Raw genomic sequence first — 20,404 nt, forward strand, 5'->3', positions numbered from 1 at the left:
CCTCGGCCCGGGGATAGACCAGCAGGGGGCTGGCCGGTCGCCAGTAGCTCCAGGCGCGGAACAGGCCCAGGGGAAAGCGGGTCTCCAGGCGCAGGGCGGGCAGGGCGTGCAGGCCGCGGGGCAGGGCGGGCAGGGCCACCTGGACCTGGGCATGGCCCTGGGCGGGCACGTCCGCCCAGGCGCTGCCGCCCAGGGGGTCGGCCTTCAGGAACTGGCGCCATTCCCGGCGGTCGGCCGCCAGGGCGATGCCGTAGCGCGCCGGGCCGGGGTTGTGCAGGCGCAGCAGCAGCGGGGCTTCGCTGCCGGCCTCCACGGCGTCGGGCGGGCGCAGGTCCAGGTCCAGACCGCGCAGATTGGCGTGGGTGGCCAGCATGGAGGCCAGGCCGGCGCCGGCCAGCAGGAAGCTCAGTGCGAAGCCCAGGCTCAGCTGCTCGTTGATGGAGGCCAGCAGCAGCACCGCCAGCGTGGCGCAGAAGAACAGGCCTGGCCGCGTGGGCAGGATGTAGAGGTTGCGCTGAGTGAGGTGGTGGGTGTCGGCGCGTGGATGGCGGGCGCTCCACCATCGCTGCCAGCGGCGTGCGAGCGAGGCCATCAGGGCAGGGGCACGGCTTCCAGCATGGCCCGCACCTGTTCCACGGCACCGCGGCCGCTGCCGGGCCGCGGGCGCAGGCGGTGGGCGATGGTCTGCGCCAGGATGCCCTGCAGGTCGTCCGGCGTGACGTGGTCCCGGCCGCGCAGCAGGGCGCGGGCGCGGGCGGCGCGTAGCAGGGCCAGGCCGGCGCGCGGTGAGAGGCCGTCGCTGAACCACTGGCCGGAGCGCGTGGCGCCCAGCAGGGCTTGCAGATAGTCCAGCAGGGCCGGCGAGGCATGGACTTGGGGGATGCGGGCCTGGATGGCCAGCAGTTCCTGCGGCTGCATCAGCGCCTGCAGGTGGCGGATGGCCTCGCGACTGTCCTGGCCCAGCAGCATCTCGCGCTCGGCCGCGCGGTCCGGCAGACCCAGGCTGATGCGCATGAGGAAGCGGTCCAGCTGCGACTCCGGCAGCGGATGCGTGCCCAGCTGCTCGCTGGGGTTCTGGGTGGCGATCACGAAGAAGGGCCGGGGCAGGGCATGGGTCTGGCCGTCGGCCGTGACCTGGTGTTCTTCCATGGCTTCCAGCAGGGCACTCTGAGTCTTCGGGCCGGCGCGGTTGATCTCGTCGGCCAGCAGCACCTGGGCGAAGACGGGTCCCGGATGGAACTGCCAGCCACCGCGCTCGCGCTCGTAGAGGCTGACGCCCAGGAGGTCGGAGGGCAGGAGGTCGGCGGTGAACTGCACACGGGAATAGCGCAGGCCCAGCGAGACGGCCAGGGTGTGCGCCAGGGTGGTCTTGCCCACCCCGGGAAGGTCCTCGATGAGGAGGTGGCCGCCCGCCATGAGGCAGGTCAGGCAATCCTCGATCTGTAAGGCTTTGCCGCGGATGATCGTGCTAATCTGGAGCGACAGGGCCTCGAACCGGCGGGCGATGCTGGCAGGGGAAAGGTCTTGCATAGGCCCAGCACCATAACCCAAATGTGGGGCGATGGCTTGCGCCATACAAGAGTTCCTGGAGACAGTGCCTGCGATGTCCACCGCCTTCCTCAGTCACCCCGACTGCCGCCGCCATGACATGGGCGCCGGCCACCCCGAATGCCCGCAACGCCTGGACGCCATTGACGACTGGCTGATCGCCAACGGCCTGGACATCGCCCTGAGCCGCCATGACGCGCCGCTTGCCGAGCTGAAGGATGTGGAGCTGGCCCATACCCATGGCTATGTGGCCGAGATCCGCGACGTGCTGGAGGCCGTGGCCGCCAGCGGCGAGTGCAAGGCCATCGACCCGGACACCATTGCCAATCCCTACACCTGGAGCGCCGCCCTGCGCGCCGCAGGCGCCGCGGTGCGGGCCACGGACCTCGTGCTGGACCGCCGCGCCGAGAACGCCTTCTGCGCCGTGCGCCCGCCCGGTCACCATGCCACGCGGGACCAGAGCATGGGCTTTTGCTTCTTCAACAATGTGGCCATCGCCGCGCGCCATGCCCTGGACGTGCGGGGCCTGGAGCGCGTGGCGGTGGTGGACTTCGATGTCCACCACGGCAATGGCACCGAGGACATCCTCGCCGGTGACGAGCGCGTGCTGATGGTGGGCATCTTCCAGCACCCGCTCTATCCCTACAGCGGCGCCGTGCCCAGGGGCGAGAACATGGTCAACGTGCCCATCCCGGCCTACACGCGCGGCGGCGAGATCCGCGAGATGATCGAGGCCATGTGGATGCCCGCCCTGGAGCGCTTCCGCCCGCAGATGGTCTTCATCTCGGCCGGCTTCGACGCCCACCGCGAGGACGACCTCGGCCAGCTGGGCCTGGTCGAGTCCGACTACGAATGGATCACCCTGCGCATCAAGGACATCGCCGCGCGCCATGCGCAGGGGCGCATCGTCTCGGTGCTGGAGGGCGGCTACCATCTGGGGGCCCTGGCGCGCAGCGTCGGCACACACCTCAGGGTGCTGACCGGCGTCTGATGACCCACCGCGTACGGGCTTCGCCAGCCCCCTCGATGGGGCACACCCCTGGAACCGACGGAGCCGGATCCCGGGGTGTCGCTCGATCTTTGAAGCGAAGCGCAGGTGGGTGTCTGGACTCCAATGAGGGGCGGCGAAGGCCGCCCTTGCCGTTTCTGAAGAGAGTGAATGAGTACCCAATCCCTTGATTTCGAGGAGGTGCAGCGCCTGCTGGCCTCCTTCGCGACGACCTCGGCCCTGATGGAGCTGGGCCTGCTGCTGGGCTGTCTGGCCCTGTCATGGCTCATCGTCTCGCGCCTGAGGCGCTTCGTGCAGGAGCGCCCGGCCTCGGTGCTGTTCGGCAGCCATGTGGTGGACGGCGTGCTCTTCCCGGTGCTGGCGCTCGTGGCGGCCTTCGCCGCGCGGCGGGCCCTGCCCATGCTGGGCATCAAGTCGGCGGTGTTCAAGCTGATCATCCCGGTGCTGGTGTCTCTGGTGGTGATCCGGCTGACGGCCCGCGTGCTGCGCGCGGCCATGCCGGAGTCGCGCTGGGTGGGCCTGCTGGAGCGCAGCGTGTCCTGGCTGGCCTGGGGCGGTTCCATCCTGTGGATCACTGGCCTGCTGCCGGCGGTGATGGAGGAGCTGGAGAACATCTCCTGGAAGATGGGCAACAGCCAGGTCACGCTGCGGGCCATGATCGAGGGCGGCCTGACGGCCATCTTCGTGATGGTGCTGGCGCTGTGGCTGTCCGCGGTGATCGAGGGACGCCTGCTGCGCAATGCCACGACGGACCTCTCGCTGCGCAAGATCGCCGTCAACCTGACGCGGGCCGTGCTGCTCTTCATGGGCCTGCTGCTGGCGCTGAGCGCGGCGGGCATCGACCTCACCGCCCTGGGCGTGCTGGGCGGTGCCATCGGCGTGGGCCTGGGTTTCGGCCTGCAGAAGCTGGCGGCCAACTACGTGTCGGGCTTCGTGATCCTGGCCGAGCGCTCGCTGCGCATCGGGGACATGGTCAAGGTCGATAACTTCGAGGGCCGCATCTCCGACATCAAGACCCGCTACACGGTCATCCGCGCCCTCAACGGCCGCGAGGCCATCGTCCCCAATGAGACCCTGATCACCACGCGGGTGGAGAACTCCTCGCTGGCCGATCCCCAGGTTCTGATCTCGACGGTCGTGCAGGTCGATTACGCGGCGGACCTGGACGTGGTGATGCCCGCCCTGGTGACGGCCGTGTCCGAGGTGCCGCGCGTGCTCAAGGACCCCGCGCCCACGGTGCAACTGAGCAACTTCGCCGCCGACGGCCTGGAGCTGACCCTGGTCTTCTGGATCTGCGACCCCGAGAACGGCCAGGGCGGCGTGCGCTCGGAGGTCAATCTGAGCATCCTGCGAACGCTGCGGAGCATGGGCGTGGAGATTCCCTATCCGCAGCGCGTGGTGCATCAGGGCAAGGCCTGACCCTGCCGCGGTGCCAAAAAGAAAACGCGACCCGAGGGTCGCGTTTTTCATGGCGCCGGGGGGATGAACTTCAGTCCCAGTCGCGCGTGCGCATCACCGAGGCCCAGCGGCCCTTCTCGATGGCGTAGACGCTGATGGTGCCGAAGGCCTGCTCGCCAGCGGCGTCGTAGCGCAGGCTGGCGGTCACGGGGCCGTGCAGGTCAAGCTCCTTCATGGCAGCCAGCACCTTGGCGGGGGTGGCGCTGCCGGCGCGGATCATGGCCAGGGTGATGGAGTGGACCGCGTCGTAGGCGTAGTGGGCACCGTAGACGACTTCCTGCTTGGTGGCCGCGGCGAAGCGGGTCTCGAAGCTGCGGCCGGCGCTGAACTCGTAGGGCTCGATCACGGGAGAGGTCGAGTAGACCGCGCGGATCGGCATGTCCATCTTGGGCAGCAGATTGGTCTTGATGGTGTCGCCGCCCAGCAGCACGGCGTCGCGCAGGCCGGCCTTGGCCATGGCCTTGACCAGGGCCTCGACCTGGAAGTCAGCCAGCGTGGTGATCACACCGTCGGCCTTGGCTGCCACCATCTTGGCGATGAGATCGTCAAAGTTGGTGGTCTTGGCATCCAGCGAGACGGCCACCGCCGCTTCCTTGCCCTTCTTCTTGAACAGGGCCTGGACGCCGGCGATCAGGGCCTTGCCATAAGGCGTGCCGTCATCGACCAGGGCCCAGCGCTCGGCCTTGAGGTTGGACAGCGCGTAGCTGGCCATGGCCTTGGCCTGCAGATCATCGTTGGCGACCAGTCGCAGCGTGGTGGACAGGCCCAACTGGGTGTATTTGGGATTGGTCGAGATGGCCAGCTGCGGGATGCCGGCGGCGGCATACACGGGGGCCGACTCGATGCTGACGCCCGAGTTCAGGTTGCCGATCACGGCCACGACACCGGCGTCCACCAGCTCCTGTGCCACCTTCTTGCCGGTGGCTGCGTCGGACTTGTCATCGCGCGAAACCACCTCCAGGGTGATGGCCTGGTTCTTCACGGAGAAGTGGGCCTCGTTGAGCTCCTTCACGGCCAGCTGCACGCCGGCCAGCATGTCCTTGCCCAGGGCAGCCAGGGGGCCGCTCAGCGGCTGAGCCACACCGATCTTGACCGTGTCCGGCAGGCGCGAGCAGGCACCCAGGAAGGGGGCGAGGCCGCCGGCGATGAGGAGGTTTCTGCGTTGAATCATGGGGGCCTTTCAGAAAGCTGCGCCATTCTAGAAAGCCTGACGCAGGCGCCAAGCCCGTGGGTGGCGCGAATGAGACTTCCTGTAGCAATTGAATGAGATTTCCTCGCCGGGGGGCCTGTGAATGCCCCGAGAAATCTCAGTGAGAACCCTGAAAAAAAGGCCATCGCGAGGCGATGGCCTGGGTCGGAGACCCCGGCTTCGGGGTTTTCCCTGGGCGAGCCGGATCAGGCCACGGTGACCGGAATCTTGCCGATCTTGGCCTGCCCGATCTTGTGTGCCCATTCCGCGGGGCCGGTCTCGTGGGCGCTGGTGCCGCCGGCATCCACGGCCACCGTCACCGGCATGTCGGTCACGTCGAACTCATAGATGGCTTCCATGCCCAGGTCCTCGAAGCCGACGACCTTGGCCGCCTTGATGGCCTTGGAGACCAGGTAGGCCGAGCCGCCCACGGCCATCAGGTAGGCCGACTTGTGCTTCTTGATGGATTCGATGGCGACCGGGCCGCGCTCGGCCTTGCCGATCATGGCGATGAGGCCCGTTTGGGCCAGCATCATCTCGGTGAACTTGTCCATGCGGGTGGCGGTGGTCGGGCCGGCCGGGCCGACGACCTCGTCACGCACCGGATCGACCGGGCCCACGTAGTAGATGACGCGGTTGGTGAAGTCCACAGGCAGCTTCTCGCCCTTGGCCAGCATGTCCTGGATGCGCTTGTGGGCGGCGTCGCGGCCGGTGAGCATCTTGCCGTTGAGCAGCAGGGTCTGGCCGGGCTTCCAGCTGGCGACTTCGGCGGGCGTCAGCGTGTTGAGGTCCACGCGCTTGCTCTTGTTGTAGTCCGGGGCCCAGTGCACGTCGGGCCACAGGTCCAGGCTGGGCGGCTCGATGTAGCTGGGGCCGGAGCCGTCCAGCACGAAGTGGGCGTGGCGGGTGGCCGCGCAGTTGGGGATCATCGCGATGGGCTTGGAGGCCGCGTGCGTGGGGTAGGTCTTGATCTTGACGTCCAGCACCGTGGTCAGGCCGCCCAGGCCCTGTGCGCCGATGCCCAGGGCGTTGACCTTCTCGTACAGCTCGATGCGCAGCTCCTCCAGCTTGTCCTTGGGACCGCGCTGCAGCAGCTCGTACATGTCGATGTCGTCCATCAGGGCTTCCTTGGCCAGCAGCGCAGCCTTCTCGGCCGTGCCGCCGACGCCAATGCCCAGCATGCCCGGCGGGCACCAGCCGGCGCCCATGGTCGGGACGGTCTTGAGCACCCAGTCGACGATGTTGTCAGAGGGGTTGAGCATGTAGACCTTGCTCTTGTTCTCCGAGCCGCCGCCCTTGGCCGCGACGATCACGTCCACGGTGTTGCCCGGCACCACCTCCATGAAGACCACGGCCGGCGTGTTGTCCTTGGTGTTCTTGCGTTCGAAGATGGGGTCGGACAGCACGGAGGCGCGCAGCTTGTTGTCCGGGTGGTTGTAGGCGCGGCGCACGCCTTCGTCGATGGCGTCCTGGATGGAGCCGGGGAAGTCGCCCCAGCGCACGTCCATGCCGATCTTCAGGAAGACGTTGACGATGCCGGTGTCTTGGCAGATCGGGCGCTTGCCTTCGGCGCACATGCGCGAGTTGGTCAGGATCTGCGCGATCGCGTCCTTGGCCGCGGCACTCTGCTCGCGCTCGTAGGCGCGGGCCAGGTGCTGGATGTAGTCGGCGGGGTGGTAGTAGCTGATGTACTGCAGGGCGGCGGCGACGCTGTCGACGAGGTCGGCGTAGCGGATGGTGGTCGTCATGGCTTTCGAGGCGGGGTCGTGAACCTGCGCGGGATTATCCCGCACGCGGCTGACGTGCCTTTGACGCCTGGCAGCTGCCGGGGCCGGGCGCTGACGCTGCAGCCCTCGGTCCCCGCAGGCCAGGTGCCTGGCTCCAGGTTCAGGGCCGACCGACTGCCGTCCAGGCGGCGGCCACGGCGTTCTGCTCGGCCGAGCCGCTGCCGTAAAGGTCGGCCGCCGCGCTGAGCGTGGCGCTGCGGGCCCCGGCGTAGTTGGTGCTGGAGGTCATGTAGACGGTCAGCGCCCGATACCAGATCTTCTCGGCCTTGGCGCGGCCGATGCCGGCCAGAGTGGCCGTGCCGGTGGCGACCCGGGTGTCGCCCGCCTGGCAGGTCTTGCTGGGGCTGCCCGCGTTCGTGCCCTCGGCCAGCAGGTAGAAGAAGTGGTTGGCCACACCGGAGGAGTAGTGCACGTCCAGGCTGCCCACGGTGCTGTACCAGCAGTCGGCCGAGCGGCCGTCGCTGCTGGGCTGAATCATGGAGCGCAGGGCGCTGTTGCCGCTTCTGTAGAGCTTCTCGCCGATCAGGTAGTCGCCCGGGTCGTTGGCGTTGGCGGCATAGAACTCGACGGCGGTGCCGAAGATGTCGCTGGTGCCTTCGTTGAGGCCGCCGGACTCGCCCGAGTACGTCAGGTTCGCGGTGCGGCTGGTGACGCCATGGGTCATCTCATGGCCGGCCACGTCCAGCGAGTCGAAGGGGTTGAAGGTGGTGCCGTCGCCGTCGCCATAGGTCATGCAGAAACAGGAGTCCGACCAGAAGGCGTTGTTGTAGTTGCGGCCATAGTGGACGCGGTTGTAGGCGCCCACACCGTCATTGGCGATGCCGCTGCGGCCATGCACGTTCTTGAAGTAGTCCCAGGTCACAGCCGTGCCGTACTGGGCATCGACGCCCACGGTCTGGCGGTTGGCCAGGCTGCCGTCGCCCCAGCTGTTGTCGGCATCCGTGAAGATGCTGCCCCTGCCGCCCTGCTTGTTGCCCATGTCGATGGTGTACTGGCCTCCGCGCGAGGGGTCCTTGAGCTCGTAGCCGGTGCCCGTCGAGTTGGTCACCAGGGTCACGCTGCCGTTGAAGAAGCCGCGGCCGCTGCCGTTGGCGGAGCCGGTGTGGACGCCGTCCCAGGCGTCGAGCAGGGCACCCGAGCTGGCATCGACGATCACATGCATCTCACTGGGCGTGCCGTCCCCGCGTTGCCCAGCCAGTCTCACCTCGTAGGCCAGCATCGGGGCGTCGCCGCGCGCGTAGACGAGCAGCTCGGGCCGGCTGTCCGCCGTGAGCCCGGGATGCCGCGCGAGCGCGGCGTCCATGGCGCTCTGTGCCCTCAGCTGGGCCTGGGCGGGCAGGTTGATCCCGTAGTGCAGGGTGCGCGACATGGCACGCAACTGGCCTTGCCGGTCCGCATGCACGACCAGGTCGCCGCCGATCACGCGCATGCCGCGGAAGCTGCGGTCGAAACGCACGTGGGTGCTGCCGTCGGCGTCGATGATCATGTCGCGCATCTCGTAGGCATGGCCCTCGCCATGTTGGGACAGGCCGGGGTAGGCGGCGATGTGCGCGCGGGCCTGCCCTTGCGCGTCTGCGGGGGCGGCAGTGGCTGCTGCTGTCTGGGCGGTGCCCAGCGTGGCCAGTGCCAGTGCGATGGCGGAGCGGTGGAAGGGCTTCATGTCTTGCGTCCCGGTTGAGTGCAATGAAGGCCGCCGCCTCGGGCGTGCGGCCCGGCGCTGGCGCGCGAACGCCTTCTGGGCTTGCGCGGCGGCCTCCCGCTTTTACGCCCGGTGCAAGCGCTTGACCATCCCGTGACTGCTCCCCTGTCGCATGAAAAAGGGGCCCCGCGGGGCCCCTGGCTGTGGTGGCGCGGCTGCGCGTTGTCAGTGGGCGTCGTCCTGGCCCGAGTGGCTGCCGTGGGCGCTGGCCAGCAGCTTGTCGGTGTAGGCGATGGCCATGGCCGAGAGCAGGAAGGCGATGTGGATCAGGGTCTGCCACATCAGCGTCTTCTCGCTGTAGTTGTCGGCGTTGATGAAGGTCTTGAGCAGGTGAATGGACGAGATTCCGATGATGGCCGTGGCCAGCTTCACCTTGAGCACCGAGGCGTTCACATGGCTGAGCCACTCGGGTTGGTCCGGGTGGCCTTCCAGGTTCATGCGGGACACAAAGGTCTCGTAGCCGCCGACGATCACCATGATCAGCAGGTTGGAGATCATCACCACATCGATCAGGCCCAGCACGACCAGCATGATGATGGTCTCGTTGAGCTTGGCGATGGGCTCGTAGCCGATGACGGCGCCGCTGGCGTCCTTGATGGACGCAGCCTTGTAGCCAATGCTCTTCACCAGCGTCACCAGGGCCTCCTGGTGGCCGAAGGCGGCCTCGATCAGGTGCACGAGCTCGGTCCAGAACTGGAAGACATAGACTGCCTGCGCCAGGATCAGGCCCAGGTACAACGGCAGCTGCAGCCAGCGGCTGCCGAACATCAGGGCGGGCAGGGGCCCCAGCTTGCGATTCATTTGGGAACTCATTGGTAACTTCCAGGTGGGATCGGCGGCGATTCTAGTGAGACGATCGCGGGCGCATTGTGAAGCAGTCGGATCTCCCGCGCCGGTGTCCCGGCGGTGCAGGAGCCACAATGCCCGAGAACACTTCTATAAGAGTCAGCGATTCGTCAGAGACGAATCGCACAGTTGGTGCAGCGCAAAAAATACCACGGGCCAGCACACGCACCCGTCAAGGAGACCCCAGCCATGAGCAATTCCCCGGAGAAGCTGTACAACCCCAATGAGGCGGCCGCCCAGGCGGCCCACGTCTCGGGCATGGCGGCCTACGAGGCCCTGTGCAAGGAGGCCGAGACCGACTACGCCGGCTACTGGGCCCGTCTGGCCCGCGAGCTGATCAGCTGGAAGACCCCCTTCAGCAAGACCCTGGACGACAGCCAGGCCCCCTTCTTCAAGTGGTTCGAGGACGGCACGCTGAATGTCTCCTACAACTGCCTGGACCGCAACATCGAGCGCGGCCTCGGTGACAAGACCGCCCTGATCTTCGAGGCCGACGACGGCGCCGTGACCCGCGTCAGCTACAGCGAGCTGCTGGCCCGGGTCTCGCAGCTGGCCAATGTGCTGAAGGCACGCGGCGTGAAGAAGGGCGACCGCGTGGTCATCTACATGCCCATGTCAGTCGAGGGCGTGGCGGCCATGCAGGCCTGCGCGCGCATTGGCGCCACGCACTCGGTGGTGTTTGGCGGCTTCTCGGCCCAGTCCCTGCGCGACCGGGTGCAGGACGCAGGCGCCGTGCTGCTGATCACCGCGGACGAGCAGGTCCGCGGCGGCAAGCACCTGCCCCTGAAGTCCATCGTCGATGAGGCGCTGGCCGACAACGCCTGCCCCACGCTCAAGGACGTGATCGTCTACAAGCGCACCGGCGGCACCATTGGCTGGACGGCCGGGCGCGATCTGTGGCTGCATGAGGTGCTGGCCGGCCAGTCCACGCAGTGCGAGCCCGAGTGGGTAGGGGCCGAGCACCCACTGTTCCTGCTCTACACCTCCGGCTCCACCGGCAAGCCCAAGGGCGTGCAGCACAGCAGCGGCGGCTATCTGCTGCATGCCGCGCTGACCACCAAGTGGACCTTCGACCTCAAGCCGGACGACATCTTCTGGTGCACGGCCGACATCGGCTGGGTCACCGGCCACACCTACATCACCTACGGCCCGCTGGCCCTGGGCGGCACCGAGATCGTCTTCGAGGGCGTGCCCACCTTCCCGGACGCCGGCCGCTTCTGGCAGATGATCCAGAAGCACAAGGTCAGCATCTTCTACACGGCACCCACGGCCATCCGCTCGCTGATCAAGGCCGCCGAGACCAACCAAGCGGTGCACCCGAAGCAGTACGACCTCAGCAGCCTGCGCATCCTGGGCTCGGTGGGCGAGCCCATCAACCCGGCCGCCTGGGAGTGGTACCACCTGCATGTGGGCGGCGGCCGCTGCCCCATCGTGGACACCTTCTGGCAGACCGAGACCGGCGGCCACATGATCACGCCGCTGCCGGGCGTCACGCCCCTGGTGCCGGGCTCCTGCACCTTGCCTTTCCCGGGCATCCAGGCCGCCATCGTGGATGAGTTGGGCAATGACGTGCCCAACGGGCAGGGCGGCATCCTGGTGGTCAAGAAGCCCTGGCCCTCGATGATCCGCACCATCTGGGGCGATCCGGACCGCTTCGTGAAGAGCTACTACCCGTCCGAGCTCAAGGGCTACTACCTGGCGGGCGATGGCGCCATCCGCGATGCCAAGACCGGCTACTTCACCATCACCGGTCGCATCGACGATGTGCTGAACGTGTCGGGCCACCGCATGGGCACGATGGAGATCGAGTCGGCCCTGGTCAGCTGCACCGAGCTGGTGGCCGAGGCGGCGGTCGTGGGCCGCCCCGACGAGACCACGGGTGAGGCGATTTGCGCCTTCGTGGTGCTGAAGCGCCCGCGCCCCACCGGCGAGGAAGCCAAGAAGATCGCCAACGAGCTGCGCAACTGGGTGGCCAAGGAGATCGGCCCCATCGCCAAGCCCAAGGACATCCGCTTCGGCGACAACCTGCCCAAGACCCGCTCCGGCAAGATCATGCGCCGCCTGCTGCGCTCCGTCGCCAAGGGCGAGGCCGTCACCCAGGACACCAGCACGCTGGAGAACCCGGCCATCCTGGAGCAGCTGGCGCAGACCAACTGAGCCCGGCTGCCGTTCTGCGGGGCCCGCGTCATGCGGGCCTTTTTGCTGGGGCAGACGGCGGATAGTGCCGCCAGCCCGCTGCCACCATCGTGGTCGGGCGAGGCACCGAGCACGGCGTCGATGCGCCAGGCGCCTGCCGCAACGATGAAAGAAGGGCCCACTGCACAGCAACTGGGCACCGCGGCCCAGCACCCAGCAGCCAAGCGCTCATCCGCTGCAAAAAGAGAAAAGGCCTGCGGCAAAGCAGCCGGGCACTGCGGCCCCGCATCCCAGCTGCCATACGCTCATCCGCTGCAAAAAGAGAAAAGGCCTGCTGCACAGCAGCCGGGCACCGAGGCCCTGCACCCCAACTGCCATACGCTCATCCGCTGCAAAGAAAGAAAAGGCCCGCTGCAAAGCAGCCGGGCACTGCGGCCCCGCATCCCAGCTGCCATACGCTCATCCGCTGCCAAAAAAGAAAAGGCCCGCTGCAAAGCAGCCGGGCCTTTTCGCACCGCACGCGGCTCGCTGATCCGGCTCCGCCGGTCAGCCGAGCCGGCCCCCCTGGGGGGGCGCGCGAAGCGCGTAGGGGGGGGATCACTTCACAGAGAGCACCCACTTGGCCAAGGTCTCTGCCTCGGCGGGGGTCACGGCATTGGCAGGCATGGGCACGGGGCCCCACACGCCGGATCCGCCCTTGATGATCTTCTCGGACAGCTTCTTCACGGCGTCTTTGTCCTTGGCGTACTTGGCGGCCACTTCCTTGTAAGCAGGCCCCACGACCTTCTTGTCCATGGAGTGGCAGGTCATGCAGTTCTTCTTCTGCGCCAGCTCCTGGTTGGCAAAGGCGGGAGCAGCGAAGACGGCGGCCAGGGCAGCGACGGCGATCAGCTTGGACTTCATGGATTCCTCTCGAAACTAGCGTCAGGGATTGGGGGCATGGCCCGGCGCTCAAACTGCTCTACAGTGGGAGCCGGAACCGGCGCAAGTCATTCTACGAGGCGCCGTCCCACGCAGCAGGTGTGTACTTCTTGTGTGGGGTCAAAGACAAAGAACCAGAAAGAAAGGAATCCGACCATGTGGTTTGTGGGTCTGGGTGTGCTGCTGATCCTGATGAAGATCGGCGATGTCGGCTTCGTGGCTGGCTGGAGCTGGATTGCCGTGCTGAGCCCCTTCGCGCTGGCGGTGGTCTGGTGGGTCTGGGCGGATGGCAGCGGCTACACGCAGCGCAAGGCCATGGAGCAGCTGGAAGCGCGCCAGGCCAAGCGCCGCCAGCGCGCGCTGGAAGCCCTGGGCCGCGACAAACCCGGCCAGCGGCGCTGAGTTCGACTCGAGCGCCGCTCGCGGCCCGCAGTTGGGCACCTGCGGATGCCCCCAGGCATTGGCAGTCAGCAGCGGGGCGTTGAGCCGCCCGGCGGCAGGCCCCCGCGCCCCGTCAGCGGTAATGCAAAGATGAAGAAAAAGGCCCTGACGGCAGCGCGCCGTCAGGGCCTTTGTGCTGGTGGCCGGGGCCTGGATCAGTCGAATTTGTCCAGCACGGCACCGGCGCTGGCGCTGGATGCGTTGCGGGCGAACTTGGCCAGCACGCCACGGGTGTAGCGCGGCGCGGGCTGGGTCCAGCCGGCGCGGCGGCGGGCCAGCTCCTCGTCGCTCACGTGCAGCTGCAGCAGCAGCTGGTGGGCGTCGATGGTGATGCTGTCGCCTTCCTGTACGAGGGCGATGGCGCCGCCTTCATAGGCCTCGGGCGCCACATGGCCGACCACCATGCCCCAGGTGCCGCCGGAGAAGCGGCCATCGGTGATCAGGCCCACGCTCTCGCCCAGGCCCTGGCCGATCAGGGCGCCGGTGGGCGCCAGCATCTCGGGCATGCCGGGGCCGCCCTTGGGGCCCAGGTAGCGCAGCACCATCACGTCGCCGGCCTTGATCTGCCCGGCCATGATGGAGGCCAGGGCGGACTGCTCGTCGTCGAAGACGCGAGCCGGGCCGGTAATGACGGGGTTCTTCAGGCCGGTGATCTTGGCCACGGCGCCCTCGGGCGAAAGATTGCCCTTGAGGATGGCCAGGTGGCCTTCGGCATAGAGTGGCTGGCTGACCGGGCGGATCACGTCCTGATCCGGCGAGAGGTCCGGCACATCGGACAGGTTCTCGGCGACGGTCTTGCCGGTGATGGTCATCGCATCGCCGTGGATCATGCCGTGCTTGAGCAGCTCCTTCATCACGGCAGGGATGCCGCCGGCGCGGTGCAGGTCGATGGCCAGGTACTGGCCGCTGGGTTTGAGGTTGCACAGCACCGGCACCTTCTTGCGCATGCGCTCGAAGTCGTCGATGGTCCAGTCCACCTCGGCGGCGTGGGCGATGGCCAGGTAATGCAGCACGGCATTCGTGGAGCCGCCGGTGGCGAGAATCACGGCCACGGCGTTCTCGATGGCCTTCTTCGTGACGATGTCGCGCGGCTTCAGGTCCTTCTTGACGGCCTCCACCATGATGGCCGCGGCCTTCTTGACGTTCTCCACGACCTCGTCCTCGACATTGGCCATGGTGGAGGAGTAGGGCAGGCTCATGCCCAGCGCTTCGAAAGAGGAGCTCATGGTGTTGGCCGTGTACATGCCGCCGCAGGAGCCGCTGCCTGGGATGGCGCGCTTTTCGATCTCGCAGAAGTCGCGCTCGTCCATCTTGCCGGCGGAGAACTGGCCCACGGCCTCGAAGACGCTGACGATGTTGAGGTCCTGGCCCTTGTACTTGCCGGGCAGGATGGTGCCGCCGTAGATGTACAGCGAGGGCACATTGGCGCGCAGCATGCCCATCATGCCGCCGGGCATGTTCTTGTCGCAGCCGCCGATGACGATGACGCCGTCCATCCACTGGCCGCCCACGCAGGTCTCCACGCAGTCGGAGATGACCTCGCGCGAGACCAGGCTGTACTTCATGCCCTCCGTGCCCATGGCCATGCCGTCGCTGATGGTGGGGGTGCCGAAGATCTGCGGATTGGCGCCCGCGGCCTTCAGGCCCTCGACGGCGGCGTCCGCCAGGCGCTGCAGGCCGCTGTTGCAGGGGGTGATGGTGGAATGGCCGTTGGCCACGCCGATCATGGGCTTGCCGAAGTCCTCCTCCTTGTAGCCCAGACCGTAGTACATGGAACGGTTGGGCGCGCGGGCCACGCCTTCGGTGATGTTCTTGGAGCGGCGGTTGTAGCTCATGGGGGTCTCCGGTGTGGGGAAGGCCGCAGAGGCGGCCGGTGCTGGCGCCAGTATCGGTATGGGGTGATATCGTGTCCAATATATATCTAGCCATCAAATGATTTGCAGGATGTATCAATGATCGACCTTCGCACCTGGCGCCAGTTCAGCGTTCTGGCCCGCGAACTGCACTTCGGGCGCGCCGCCCAGCGCTTGCACATGACGCAGCCGCCCCTGAGCCTGGCCATGCAGAAGCTGGAGCAGGCCCTGGGCGTGACCTTGTTCGAGCGCAGCCGCCGAAGCGTGCGGCTCAGCGCGGCCGGCGCGGCCCTGCTGCCCCTGGCCGAGGCCCTCCTGGCCCAGGCGGAGGCGCTGCCGGCGGTGGCGCGCTCGGCTGCGGCCGGCATCAGCGGGCGGCTACGCCTGGGCTTTGTCTCGACGGTGGGCTATGGCGAGATGCCCCAGTGGCTGCGCCAGTTCCGCGAGCGCTTCCCCGAGGTCGCCCTGCAGCTGCGCGAGGCCACGCTGGACGTGCAGCTGGAGGCCTTCGAGCGCGAGGAGCTGGACGCCGGCTTCGTGATCCACGCTCCGGGCGCTGCGCCGGCGGGCTTCGAGACCCTGCGCCTGTCCGAAGAGCCCATGGTGCTGGCCCATGCCGAAGGGGTGGCCGCGGCCTCGTCCAAGGCCCTGCTGGACGCGCCGCTGATCATCTTCCCTCGCGAGATCGCCCCCTCCCTGCACGATGCCGTGCTGGCCTTCTACGCGGCGCAGGGGCGGCGGGTGGACATCGCCCAGGAGGCCATCCAGATGCAGACCATCGTCAACCTGGTGTCCTCGGGCATGGGGGTGGCCTGGGTGCCGCGTTCGGTGATGGCCCTGCAGCGCGCGGGCGTGAGCTATCGGGCACTGCGCATGCCGGGGCTGCCACGCTGCGAGACACGCCTGATCTGGCGCGCGCCCGCGGCGCCGGTGGTGGGCGGCTTCGTGGCCCATGTGCGGCAGGCTCTGCGGGCAAGTCCTGAGACGAAATAGCCGGAAGTCATGCCGGGTGCGGCAGCAGAATGCCCGTCCGTGCGAGCAGCGACCGTACGACACCTTCGGGCCGCCTTGGGCATGCCCCCGGCGTCAACGCACAGGCCCGGCCGCCGTTGAACGCCGACAACCCACGAGAGGAGATGCTCCATGCCCCGCAACGCCCTGCTCCCCCTGGTCCTGCTGGCCGCCCTGCTGAGTGCAGGCCTGGCCCAGGCCGCGGTCTTCAAGGATCCTGCCCTGCAGCAGGCCCTGGATGCCGACCATGACGAGGAACTGCAAGCCTTGGCCCGTGCGCGCCTCAAGGCGGATGCCAACGATGCCCAGGGCCTCGCGGCCACGGCCCTGCTGGGCATGCAGGACGCCGACAACGCGCGCCTCGAAGCCCATGCCAAGGCCCTGCAGCAGTGCGTGGAGCGGCAGCCTCGCGAGTTCGTCTGCCATTTCGTCTTGGGTCAGGTGCTGGGCACCCAGGCCATGTCGGGCGGCATGATGAAGGCCATGACCCTCACTGGGCGCATCAAGGACTCCTTCCAAAAGGCGCTGGAGCTGGAGCCGCAGTCCTTCGAGGCCCGCGAGGCGCTGCAGCAGTTCTACCTGATGGCCCCGGGCATTGCAGGCGGCTCGACCAGCAAGGCCCGAGCCCTGGTCGATGAGATCCGGGACAGCCAGCCGATCCAGGCCCACCTGCTGCGCGCCCGGTTGCTGGTCGCCGACGGCGACACCGCCGGCGCCGAGCGCGAGCTCAAGGCCTACAAGCCCGGCAAGGAGGTCGCTCCCAACAAGGCCTGGGTGCAGGGCTGGGCAAGCCTGGGCCTGAGCTATCTGCAGGACAAGCAACTGCCCAAGGCCCGCGCCTGGTTCGAGCAGCTGATCAAGGAGCAGCCCCAGGCGGCGCTGGGTCCCTTCGGCCTGGCCCGTGTGGCCGCGGCGGAGCAGCGCTGGGAGGAGTCGGCACGCGCCTTCGAGCAGGCCCGCACGCTGGATGGCGCAAGGGACCTGCCCATCGACTACCGACTGGGCCTGATGCTGCAGGCCAAGGGGGACAAGGCGCAGGCCAAGGCGGCTCTTGAGCGCTACCTGGCCGGCCGGACGCCCAGCAAGCGCCTGGCCGAGGACGCCCGCAAGCGCCTGGCCGAACTCGGCTGATGGCCTGCTGACGGCCCGCTGAAGAGCCGGCGGCCGGCAGGGAAGCCGCGGCTGGCCTTAGCATGTCGGCCATGCTGCCGATGTCGCGTTTTGCCGTTCCAATGCCTGCCATGACCTGGTCCCTGCCGACCCTGCCACGGCTGCTGGCGGCCCTGGCCCTGGCCCTGCCGGGGGCTGGCCAGGCCGCCGTCCTGTCCGATCCCGTCCTGCAGTCCTTCTTCGCGGCCGGCCAGGCCCTGGAGCTGGAACGAGCCGCGCAGGCCCGCCTCGGTGCCGATGCCAACGACCTCCAGGGGCAGATGGCCCTGGCCCTGTCTGGCCTGGAGTGGGGCCGCCCGGAGTTGCTGGAGCCCTCGTTGCGGCAGATGCAGGCCTGCGTCGAACGCCAGCCGGATTTCGCGCCCTGCCAGTTCGTGCTGGGTTCGCTGCTGAGCGTGCAGGCCGTGCGCGGCGGGGCGTTGAAGGCCCTGAGCCTCAATGCACGCATCCGCCAGCATCTGCAGCGGGCCTTTGAGCTGGACCCTCGCAGCTACGAGATCCGCAGCGCGCTGGCGCAGTACTACCTCGCGGTGCCCCTGCTGGCGGGGGGCAGCCCCAGCAAGGCCCGCAGTTTGGAGCAGGACTGGCGCAGAGCCAACGCCGAGCAGGCGCGCATGTTGCGCATCTTCATTGCCCTGGGCGACGAGGACTGGGCCGACGCCGAACGCGAGCTCAAGGCCCTGCGCACGGGCAGCGATCTGCGCCTGGCCTTCGATGCTCGCGTGGCCTATGGCCAGCTGGGCCGGCATTTCGTCAAGGACCACCAATGGGAGCGCGCCCGCAAGCTCTACGAGCAGCTGATGCGCGACCAGCCCCGTCAGGCCACCGGCGCCTATCTGATGGCCCGCCTGGCCCAGGATCAGGGCCGCTTCGACGAGGCCATCGACTGGCTGCAGCGCTGCCGCAAGCTGGATGGCGCCGAGCTGCTGCCCCTGGACCAGCGCCTGGGCAATGCCTACGAGGGCCTGGGCGACAAGGCGCAGGCGCGGGCCGCCTACGAGCGCTACCTGGGCGGCAGCCACCGGCACCAGCGCAATGAGCAGGAGGTGCGGCGCTCGCTGGCCGCGCTGGAGGGCGGGGCGGGTTGAGCCGGGGCAGGGCGGTGCCGAGCCGAGCCGTGGCCAGGCGGGCCACTATGATGCGCGCCTGACCAATCAGGACCCTCGAGGACCTTGCCATGTGGGTGCATCCCCAGTTCGATCCCATCGCCTTCCGGCTCGGCCCCCTGGCCGTGCATTGGTATGGCCTGGCCTACCTGGCCGGCTTTGTCGTCTTCATGCTGCTGGCGCGCTGGCGCATCCGCCAGCCAGGCCTGACCACCCAAGCCTGGACCCCGCTGCACCTCGATGACCTGCTGTTCTACGGCGTGCTGGGCGTGGTGCTGGGCGGTCGCCTGGGCTTTGTCTTCTTCTACAAGCCCGAGTACTACCTGGCCAATCCCCTGGAGATCTTCAAGGTCTGGACGGGCGGCATGGCTTTCCACGGCGGCCTGCTGGGCGTGGCGCTGGCGCTGGCGGTCTTCGCCTGGCGACGGGGCTGGCGCTTCTTCGAGGTGACGGACCTGGTCGCGCCCTGCGTGGGCTTGAGCTTTGGCCTGGTGCGCATCGCCAACTTCGTCAATGGGGAGCTGTGGGGCCGGCCGGTGGAGTCCAACGTGCCCTGGGCCATGGTCTTCCCGCAGGCTCCGACGATGGAGGCTCGCCATCCCTCGCAGCTCTACCAGGCCTTTGGCGAGGGCGTGGTGCTTTTCGGCCTGCTGTGGCTCTATGCCCGCAAGCCGCGTCTGACGGGCCAGGTCTCGGGCGTCTTTCTGTTCCTCTATGGCCTGCAGCGCTTCGTGATCGAGTTCTTCCGCGAGCCGGACGCCTACCTGGGCCTGCAGGCCCTGGGCCTCAGTCGGGGACAATGGCTGTGCCTGCCCATGATCCTGGCCGGCCTTGCCATCTGGGCCTGGGCTGGACGCCGGGGCAGCAAGACCTGACCCCTGTCTGAGCTCACACACTGGCCGCCATGCGACAAATCTTCTTCGACACCGAAACCACCGGCCTGCGCGCCGAGGCCGGCGACCGCATCATCGAGATCGGCTGCGTGGAAATGGTGAACCGGCAGCTGACCGGCAACAACCTGCACCTCTACCTCAACCCCGAGCGCGACATCGACGAGGAGGCCGTGCGCGTCCACGGCCTGACGGTCGAGTTCCTCGCGGACAAGCCCAAGTTCGCCCAGGTGGTGGACCAGATCATCGACTTCCTCCGCGGCGCCGAGCTGGTCATCCACAACGCGGCCTTCGACATCGGCTTCATGAACGCCGAACTCAAGCGCCTGGGCCGGCCCCTGGTGACGGACTTCGTTGGTGGCGTGCGGGACACCCTGCTGATGGCTCGGGACATGTTCCCCGGCAAGGCCAACTCCCTGGATGCACTGTGCAAGCGCCTGGAGGTGGACAACTCCAACCGGACCTTCCACGGCGCCTTGCTGGACTCGGAACTGCTGGCCGAGGTCTACATCCGCCTGACCCGAGGCCAGGATGCCCTGCTGATGGATGACCACGGCAGTGCCAGCGGGCAGGAGGGTGGGGACACCCGTGTGGCCCAGGTCGATTTCAGCCGCTTCGTGCTGCCCGTCTTGCAGGCGACGCCCGAGGAGCTGGAGGCGCACGAGAAGGTGCTGGCCGAGCTGGACAAGGCCAGCGGCGGCAAGCGTGTCTGGCAAACGGCGTCCCCGGAGGCGGCCCCGGCCGCCTGAAGGCCGGCGGAAGTTTTTCAGCAAATTTCTGTTCCAGTCCAAAAAACTCGTGGCATAATCGTGGGCTTCCCGGTTAAAGAACTTTGTTGACGCGGCGCTGCTGAAGAAGTGGCGACGGCAGCCAGCGATGGCAACAACAGGGTTTGACTGGCAGCGACAGCCAGCAGACAGATTGATCGGGCGGTTAGCTCAGCGGTAGAGCACTGCCTTCACACGGCAGGGGTCGCAGGTTCGAACCCTGCACCGCCCACCAGAACAAGCCGTCGGGCCCGCAGTTTCAGACTGCTGGCGACGACGGCAAAAAGCTCCGGCGATCGTATCGGAGCGCTCTGGAAGATCTGTCCCCAGTCGCTGCGGTCGCACGCATACCGGGCGGTTAGCTCAGCGGTAGAGCACTGCCTTCACACGGCAGGGGTCGCAGGTTCGAACCCTGCACCGCCCACCAGGATCACCCCGCAAGTCGAACGGCTTGCGGGTTTTTTCTTTGGTCGCTTCGTTTTTGCTGGGTCCAACGAGGAGGGCGGCTGGCGTTGCTGGCGCGGTCGAGCCCTCGCAGGGCGGCGGGCGGCGGGCGGCGGGCGTTGGGGGAGG

General features: G+C 67.9%; 16 protein-coding genes, 2 tRNA genes and 1 pseudogene. 11 read left to right on the top strand and 8 right to left on the bottom strand.

Going from position 1 to position 20,404, the window contains the following annotated elements; genetic code table 11:
• Both H5407_RS19430 and H5407_RS19435 read right to left on the bottom strand, forming a co-directional pair.
• Positions 1-592 (bottom strand): annotated as a pseudogene (locus H5407_RS19430) (DUF58 domain-containing protein); the annotation flags it as partial.
• On the bottom strand, positions 592-1,530 hold the full coding sequence (locus H5407_RS19435) for a MoxR family ATPase (RefSeq protein ID WP_183106152.1): 939 nt from the start codon (positions 1,528-1,530) through the stop codon (positions 592-594). The gene H5407_RS19435 and the pseudogene H5407_RS19430, both read right to left, overlap by 1 nt.
• Positions 1,531-1,603: 73 nt before the next feature.
• On the opposite strand from H5407_RS19435, the gene H5407_RS19440 reads away from it, so the two are divergent.
• Positions 1,604-2,539 (top strand): histone deacetylase family protein, encoded by a 936-nt coding sequence (locus H5407_RS19440; RefSeq protein WP_183106153.1) that lies wholly within the window; start codon positions 1,604-1,606, stop codon positions 2,537-2,539.
• Positions 2,540-2,707: 168 nt separating this feature from the next.
• The gene (locus H5407_RS19445; RefSeq protein WP_183106154.1) at positions 2,708-3,976 is read left to right on the top strand and encodes a mechanosensitive ion channel family protein; all 1,269 of its coding nucleotides are present in this window, start codon (positions 2,708-2,710) and stop codon (positions 3,974-3,976) included.
• A 70-nt stretch (positions 3,977-4,046) separates the two neighbouring features.
• Here the strand turns inward: H5407_RS19445 and H5407_RS19450 are convergent, their stop codons facing one another.
• The 4 genes from H5407_RS19450 to H5407_RS19465 all read right to left on the bottom strand — a co-directional run bounded on the left by H5407_RS19450 (position 4,047) and on the right by H5407_RS19465 (position 9,491).
• Entirely contained in the window at positions 4,047-5,186 is a 1,140-nt protein-coding gene (locus H5407_RS19450; RefSeq protein WP_183106155.1) for a branched-chain amino acid ABC transporter substrate-binding protein, read from the bottom strand.
• Positions 5,187-5,410: 224 nt separating this feature from the next.
• A complete protein-coding gene (locus H5407_RS19455) occupies positions 5,411-6,952 on the bottom strand; it encodes a fumarate hydratase (RefSeq protein WP_183106156.1) in 1,542 nt (513 codons plus the stop codon).
• Between the two features lie 139 nt (positions 6,953-7,091).
• A complete protein-coding gene (locus H5407_RS19460) occupies positions 7,092-8,651 on the bottom strand; it encodes a M4 family metallopeptidase (RefSeq protein WP_183106157.1) in 1,560 nt (519 codons plus the stop codon).
• A 204-nt stretch (positions 8,652-8,855) separates the two neighbouring features.
• A complete protein-coding gene (locus tag H5407_RS19465) occupies positions 8,856-9,491 on the bottom strand; it encodes a TIGR00645 family protein (RefSeq protein WP_404935644.1) in 636 nt (211 codons plus the stop codon).
• Between the two features lie 234 nt (positions 9,492-9,725).
• On the opposite strand from H5407_RS19465, the gene acs reads away from it, so the two are divergent.
• Positions 9,726-11,693 (top strand): acetate--CoA ligase, encoded by a 1,968-nt coding sequence (acs, locus tag H5407_RS19470; RefSeq protein WP_183106159.1) that lies wholly within the window; start codon positions 9,726-9,728, stop codon positions 11,691-11,693.
• Positions 11,694-12,269: 576 nt separating this feature from the next.
• Here acs and H5407_RS19475 read toward each other — a convergent pair.
• Positions 12,270-12,575, bottom strand: a complete 306-nt coding sequence (locus H5407_RS19475; protein ID WP_183106160.1) for a c-type cytochrome — start codon at positions 12,573-12,575, stop codon at positions 12,270-12,272.
• 174 nt (positions 12,576-12,749) lie between these two features.
• On the opposite strand from H5407_RS19475, the gene H5407_RS19480 reads away from it, so the two are divergent.
• The gene (locus tag H5407_RS19480) at positions 12,750-12,995 is read left to right on the top strand and encodes a TIGR04438 family Trp-rich protein (protein WP_183106161.1); all 246 of its coding nucleotides are present in this window, start codon (positions 12,750-12,752) and stop codon (positions 12,993-12,995) included.
• Positions 12,996-13,189: 194 nt separating this feature from the next.
• Here the strand turns inward: H5407_RS19480 and ilvD are convergent, their stop codons facing one another.
• Positions 13,190-14,869: a dihydroxy-acid dehydratase gene (gene ilvD / locus H5407_RS19485; protein WP_183106162.1), complete on the bottom strand. Its 1,680-nt coding sequence runs from the start codon at positions 14,867-14,869 to the stop codon at positions 13,190-13,192.
• A 117-nt stretch (positions 14,870-14,986) separates the two neighbouring features.
• Here ilvD and H5407_RS19490 point away from each other — a divergent pair, with 117 nt between their 5' ends.
• The 7 genes from H5407_RS19490 to H5407_RS19520 all read left to right on the top strand — a co-directional run bounded on the left by H5407_RS19490 (position 14,987) and on the right by H5407_RS19520 (position 20,258).
• Positions 14,987-15,880 carry a LysR family transcriptional regulator gene (locus tag H5407_RS19490; RefSeq protein WP_183106163.1) on the top strand — a complete coding sequence of 298 codons (894 nt, stop codon included), beginning with the start codon at positions 14,987-14,989 and terminating at the stop codon, positions 15,878-15,880.
• A gap of 150 nt (positions 15,881-16,030) precedes the next feature.
• The gene (locus H5407_RS19495; protein ID WP_183106164.1) at positions 16,031-17,029 is read left to right on the top strand and encodes a lipopolysaccharide assembly protein LapB; all 999 of its coding nucleotides are present in this window, start codon (positions 16,031-16,033) and stop codon (positions 17,027-17,029) included.
• Between the two features lie 110 nt (positions 17,030-17,139).
• Entirely contained in the window at positions 17,140-18,156 is a 1,017-nt protein-coding gene (locus H5407_RS19500; protein WP_183106165.1) for a lipopolysaccharide assembly protein LapB, read from the top strand.
• 89 nt (positions 18,157-18,245) lie between these two features.
• Positions 18,246-19,049, top strand: coding sequence for a prolipoprotein diacylglyceryl transferase (lgt, locus tag H5407_RS19505; RefSeq protein ID WP_183106166.1), 804 nt, complete (start codon positions 18,246-18,248; stop codon positions 19,047-19,049).
• 29 nt (positions 19,050-19,078) lie between these two features.
• Positions 19,079-19,813 carry a DNA polymerase III subunit epsilon gene (gene dnaQ / locus H5407_RS19510; protein ID WP_183106167.1) on the top strand — a complete coding sequence of 245 codons (735 nt, stop codon included), beginning with the start codon at positions 19,079-19,081 and terminating at the stop codon, positions 19,811-19,813.
• A 178-nt stretch (positions 19,814-19,991) separates the two neighbouring features.
• A tRNA-Val gene (locus H5407_RS19515) sits at positions 19,992-20,066 on the top strand.
• Between the two features lie 117 nt (positions 20,067-20,183).
• Positions 20,184-20,258 (top strand) — tRNA-Val (locus H5407_RS19520).
• The last annotated feature ends 146 nt before the right edge of the window (positions 20,259-20,404 follow it).

Origin of the sequence: Mitsuaria sp. WAJ17, from assembly GCF_014174515.1 — a bacterium.
Taxonomy (GTDB): Bacteria; Pseudomonadota; Gammaproteobacteria; order Burkholderiales; family Burkholderiaceae_C; genus Roseateles_B.

Excerpts from the sequence above, each read along its gene's own strand:
- H5407_RS19435 (WP_183106152.1), bottom strand. The coding sequence starts at position 1,530 with ATGCAAGACCTTTCCCCTGCCAGCATCGCCCGCCGGTTCGAGGCCCTG.
- H5407_RS19440 (WP_183106153.1), top strand. The coding sequence starts at position 1,604 with ATGTCCACCGCCTTCCTCAGTCACCCCGACTGCCGCCGCCATGACATG.
- H5407_RS19445 (WP_183106154.1), top strand. The coding sequence starts at position 2,708 with ATGAGTACCCAATCCCTTGATTTCGAGGAGGTGCAGCGCCTGCTGGCC.
- H5407_RS19450 (WP_183106155.1), bottom strand. The coding sequence starts at position 5,186 with ATGATTCAACGCAGAAACCTCCTCATCGCCGGCGGCCTCGCCCCCTTC.
- H5407_RS19455 (WP_183106156.1), bottom strand. The coding sequence starts at position 6,952 with ATGACGACCACCATCCGCTACGCCGACCTCGTCGACAGCGTCGCCGCC.
- H5407_RS19460 (WP_183106157.1), bottom strand. The coding sequence starts at position 8,651 with ATGAAGCCCTTCCACCGCTCCGCCATCGCACTGGCACTGGCCACGCTG.
- H5407_RS19465 (WP_404935644.1), bottom strand. The coding sequence starts at position 9,491 with ATGAATCGCAAGCTGGGGCCCCTGCCCGCCCTGATGTTCGGCAGCCGC.
- acs (WP_183106159.1), top strand. The coding sequence starts at position 9,726 with ATGAGCAATTCCCCGGAGAAGCTGTACAACCCCAATGAGGCGGCCGCC.
- H5407_RS19475 (WP_183106160.1), bottom strand. The coding sequence starts at position 12,575 with ATGAAGTCCAAGCTGATCGCCGTCGCTGCCCTGGCCGCCGTCTTCGCT.
- H5407_RS19480 (WP_183106161.1), top strand. The coding sequence starts at position 12,750 with ATGTGGTTTGTGGGTCTGGGTGTGCTGCTGATCCTGATGAAGATCGGC.
- ilvD (WP_183106162.1), bottom strand. The coding sequence starts at position 14,869 with ATGAGCTACAACCGCCGCTCCAAGAACATCACCGAAGGCGTGGCCCGC.
- H5407_RS19490 (WP_183106163.1), top strand. The coding sequence starts at position 14,987 with ATGATCGACCTTCGCACCTGGCGCCAGTTCAGCGTTCTGGCCCGCGAA.
- H5407_RS19495 (WP_183106164.1), top strand. The coding sequence starts at position 16,031 with ATGCCCCGCAACGCCCTGCTCCCCCTGGTCCTGCTGGCCGCCCTGCTG.
- H5407_RS19500 (WP_183106165.1), top strand. The coding sequence starts at position 17,140 with ATGACCTGGTCCCTGCCGACCCTGCCACGGCTGCTGGCGGCCCTGGCC.
- lgt (WP_183106166.1), top strand. The coding sequence starts at position 18,246 with ATGTGGGTGCATCCCCAGTTCGATCCCATCGCCTTCCGGCTCGGCCCC.
- dnaQ (WP_183106167.1), top strand. The coding sequence starts at position 19,079 with ATGCGACAAATCTTCTTCGACACCGAAACCACCGGCCTGCGCGCCGAG.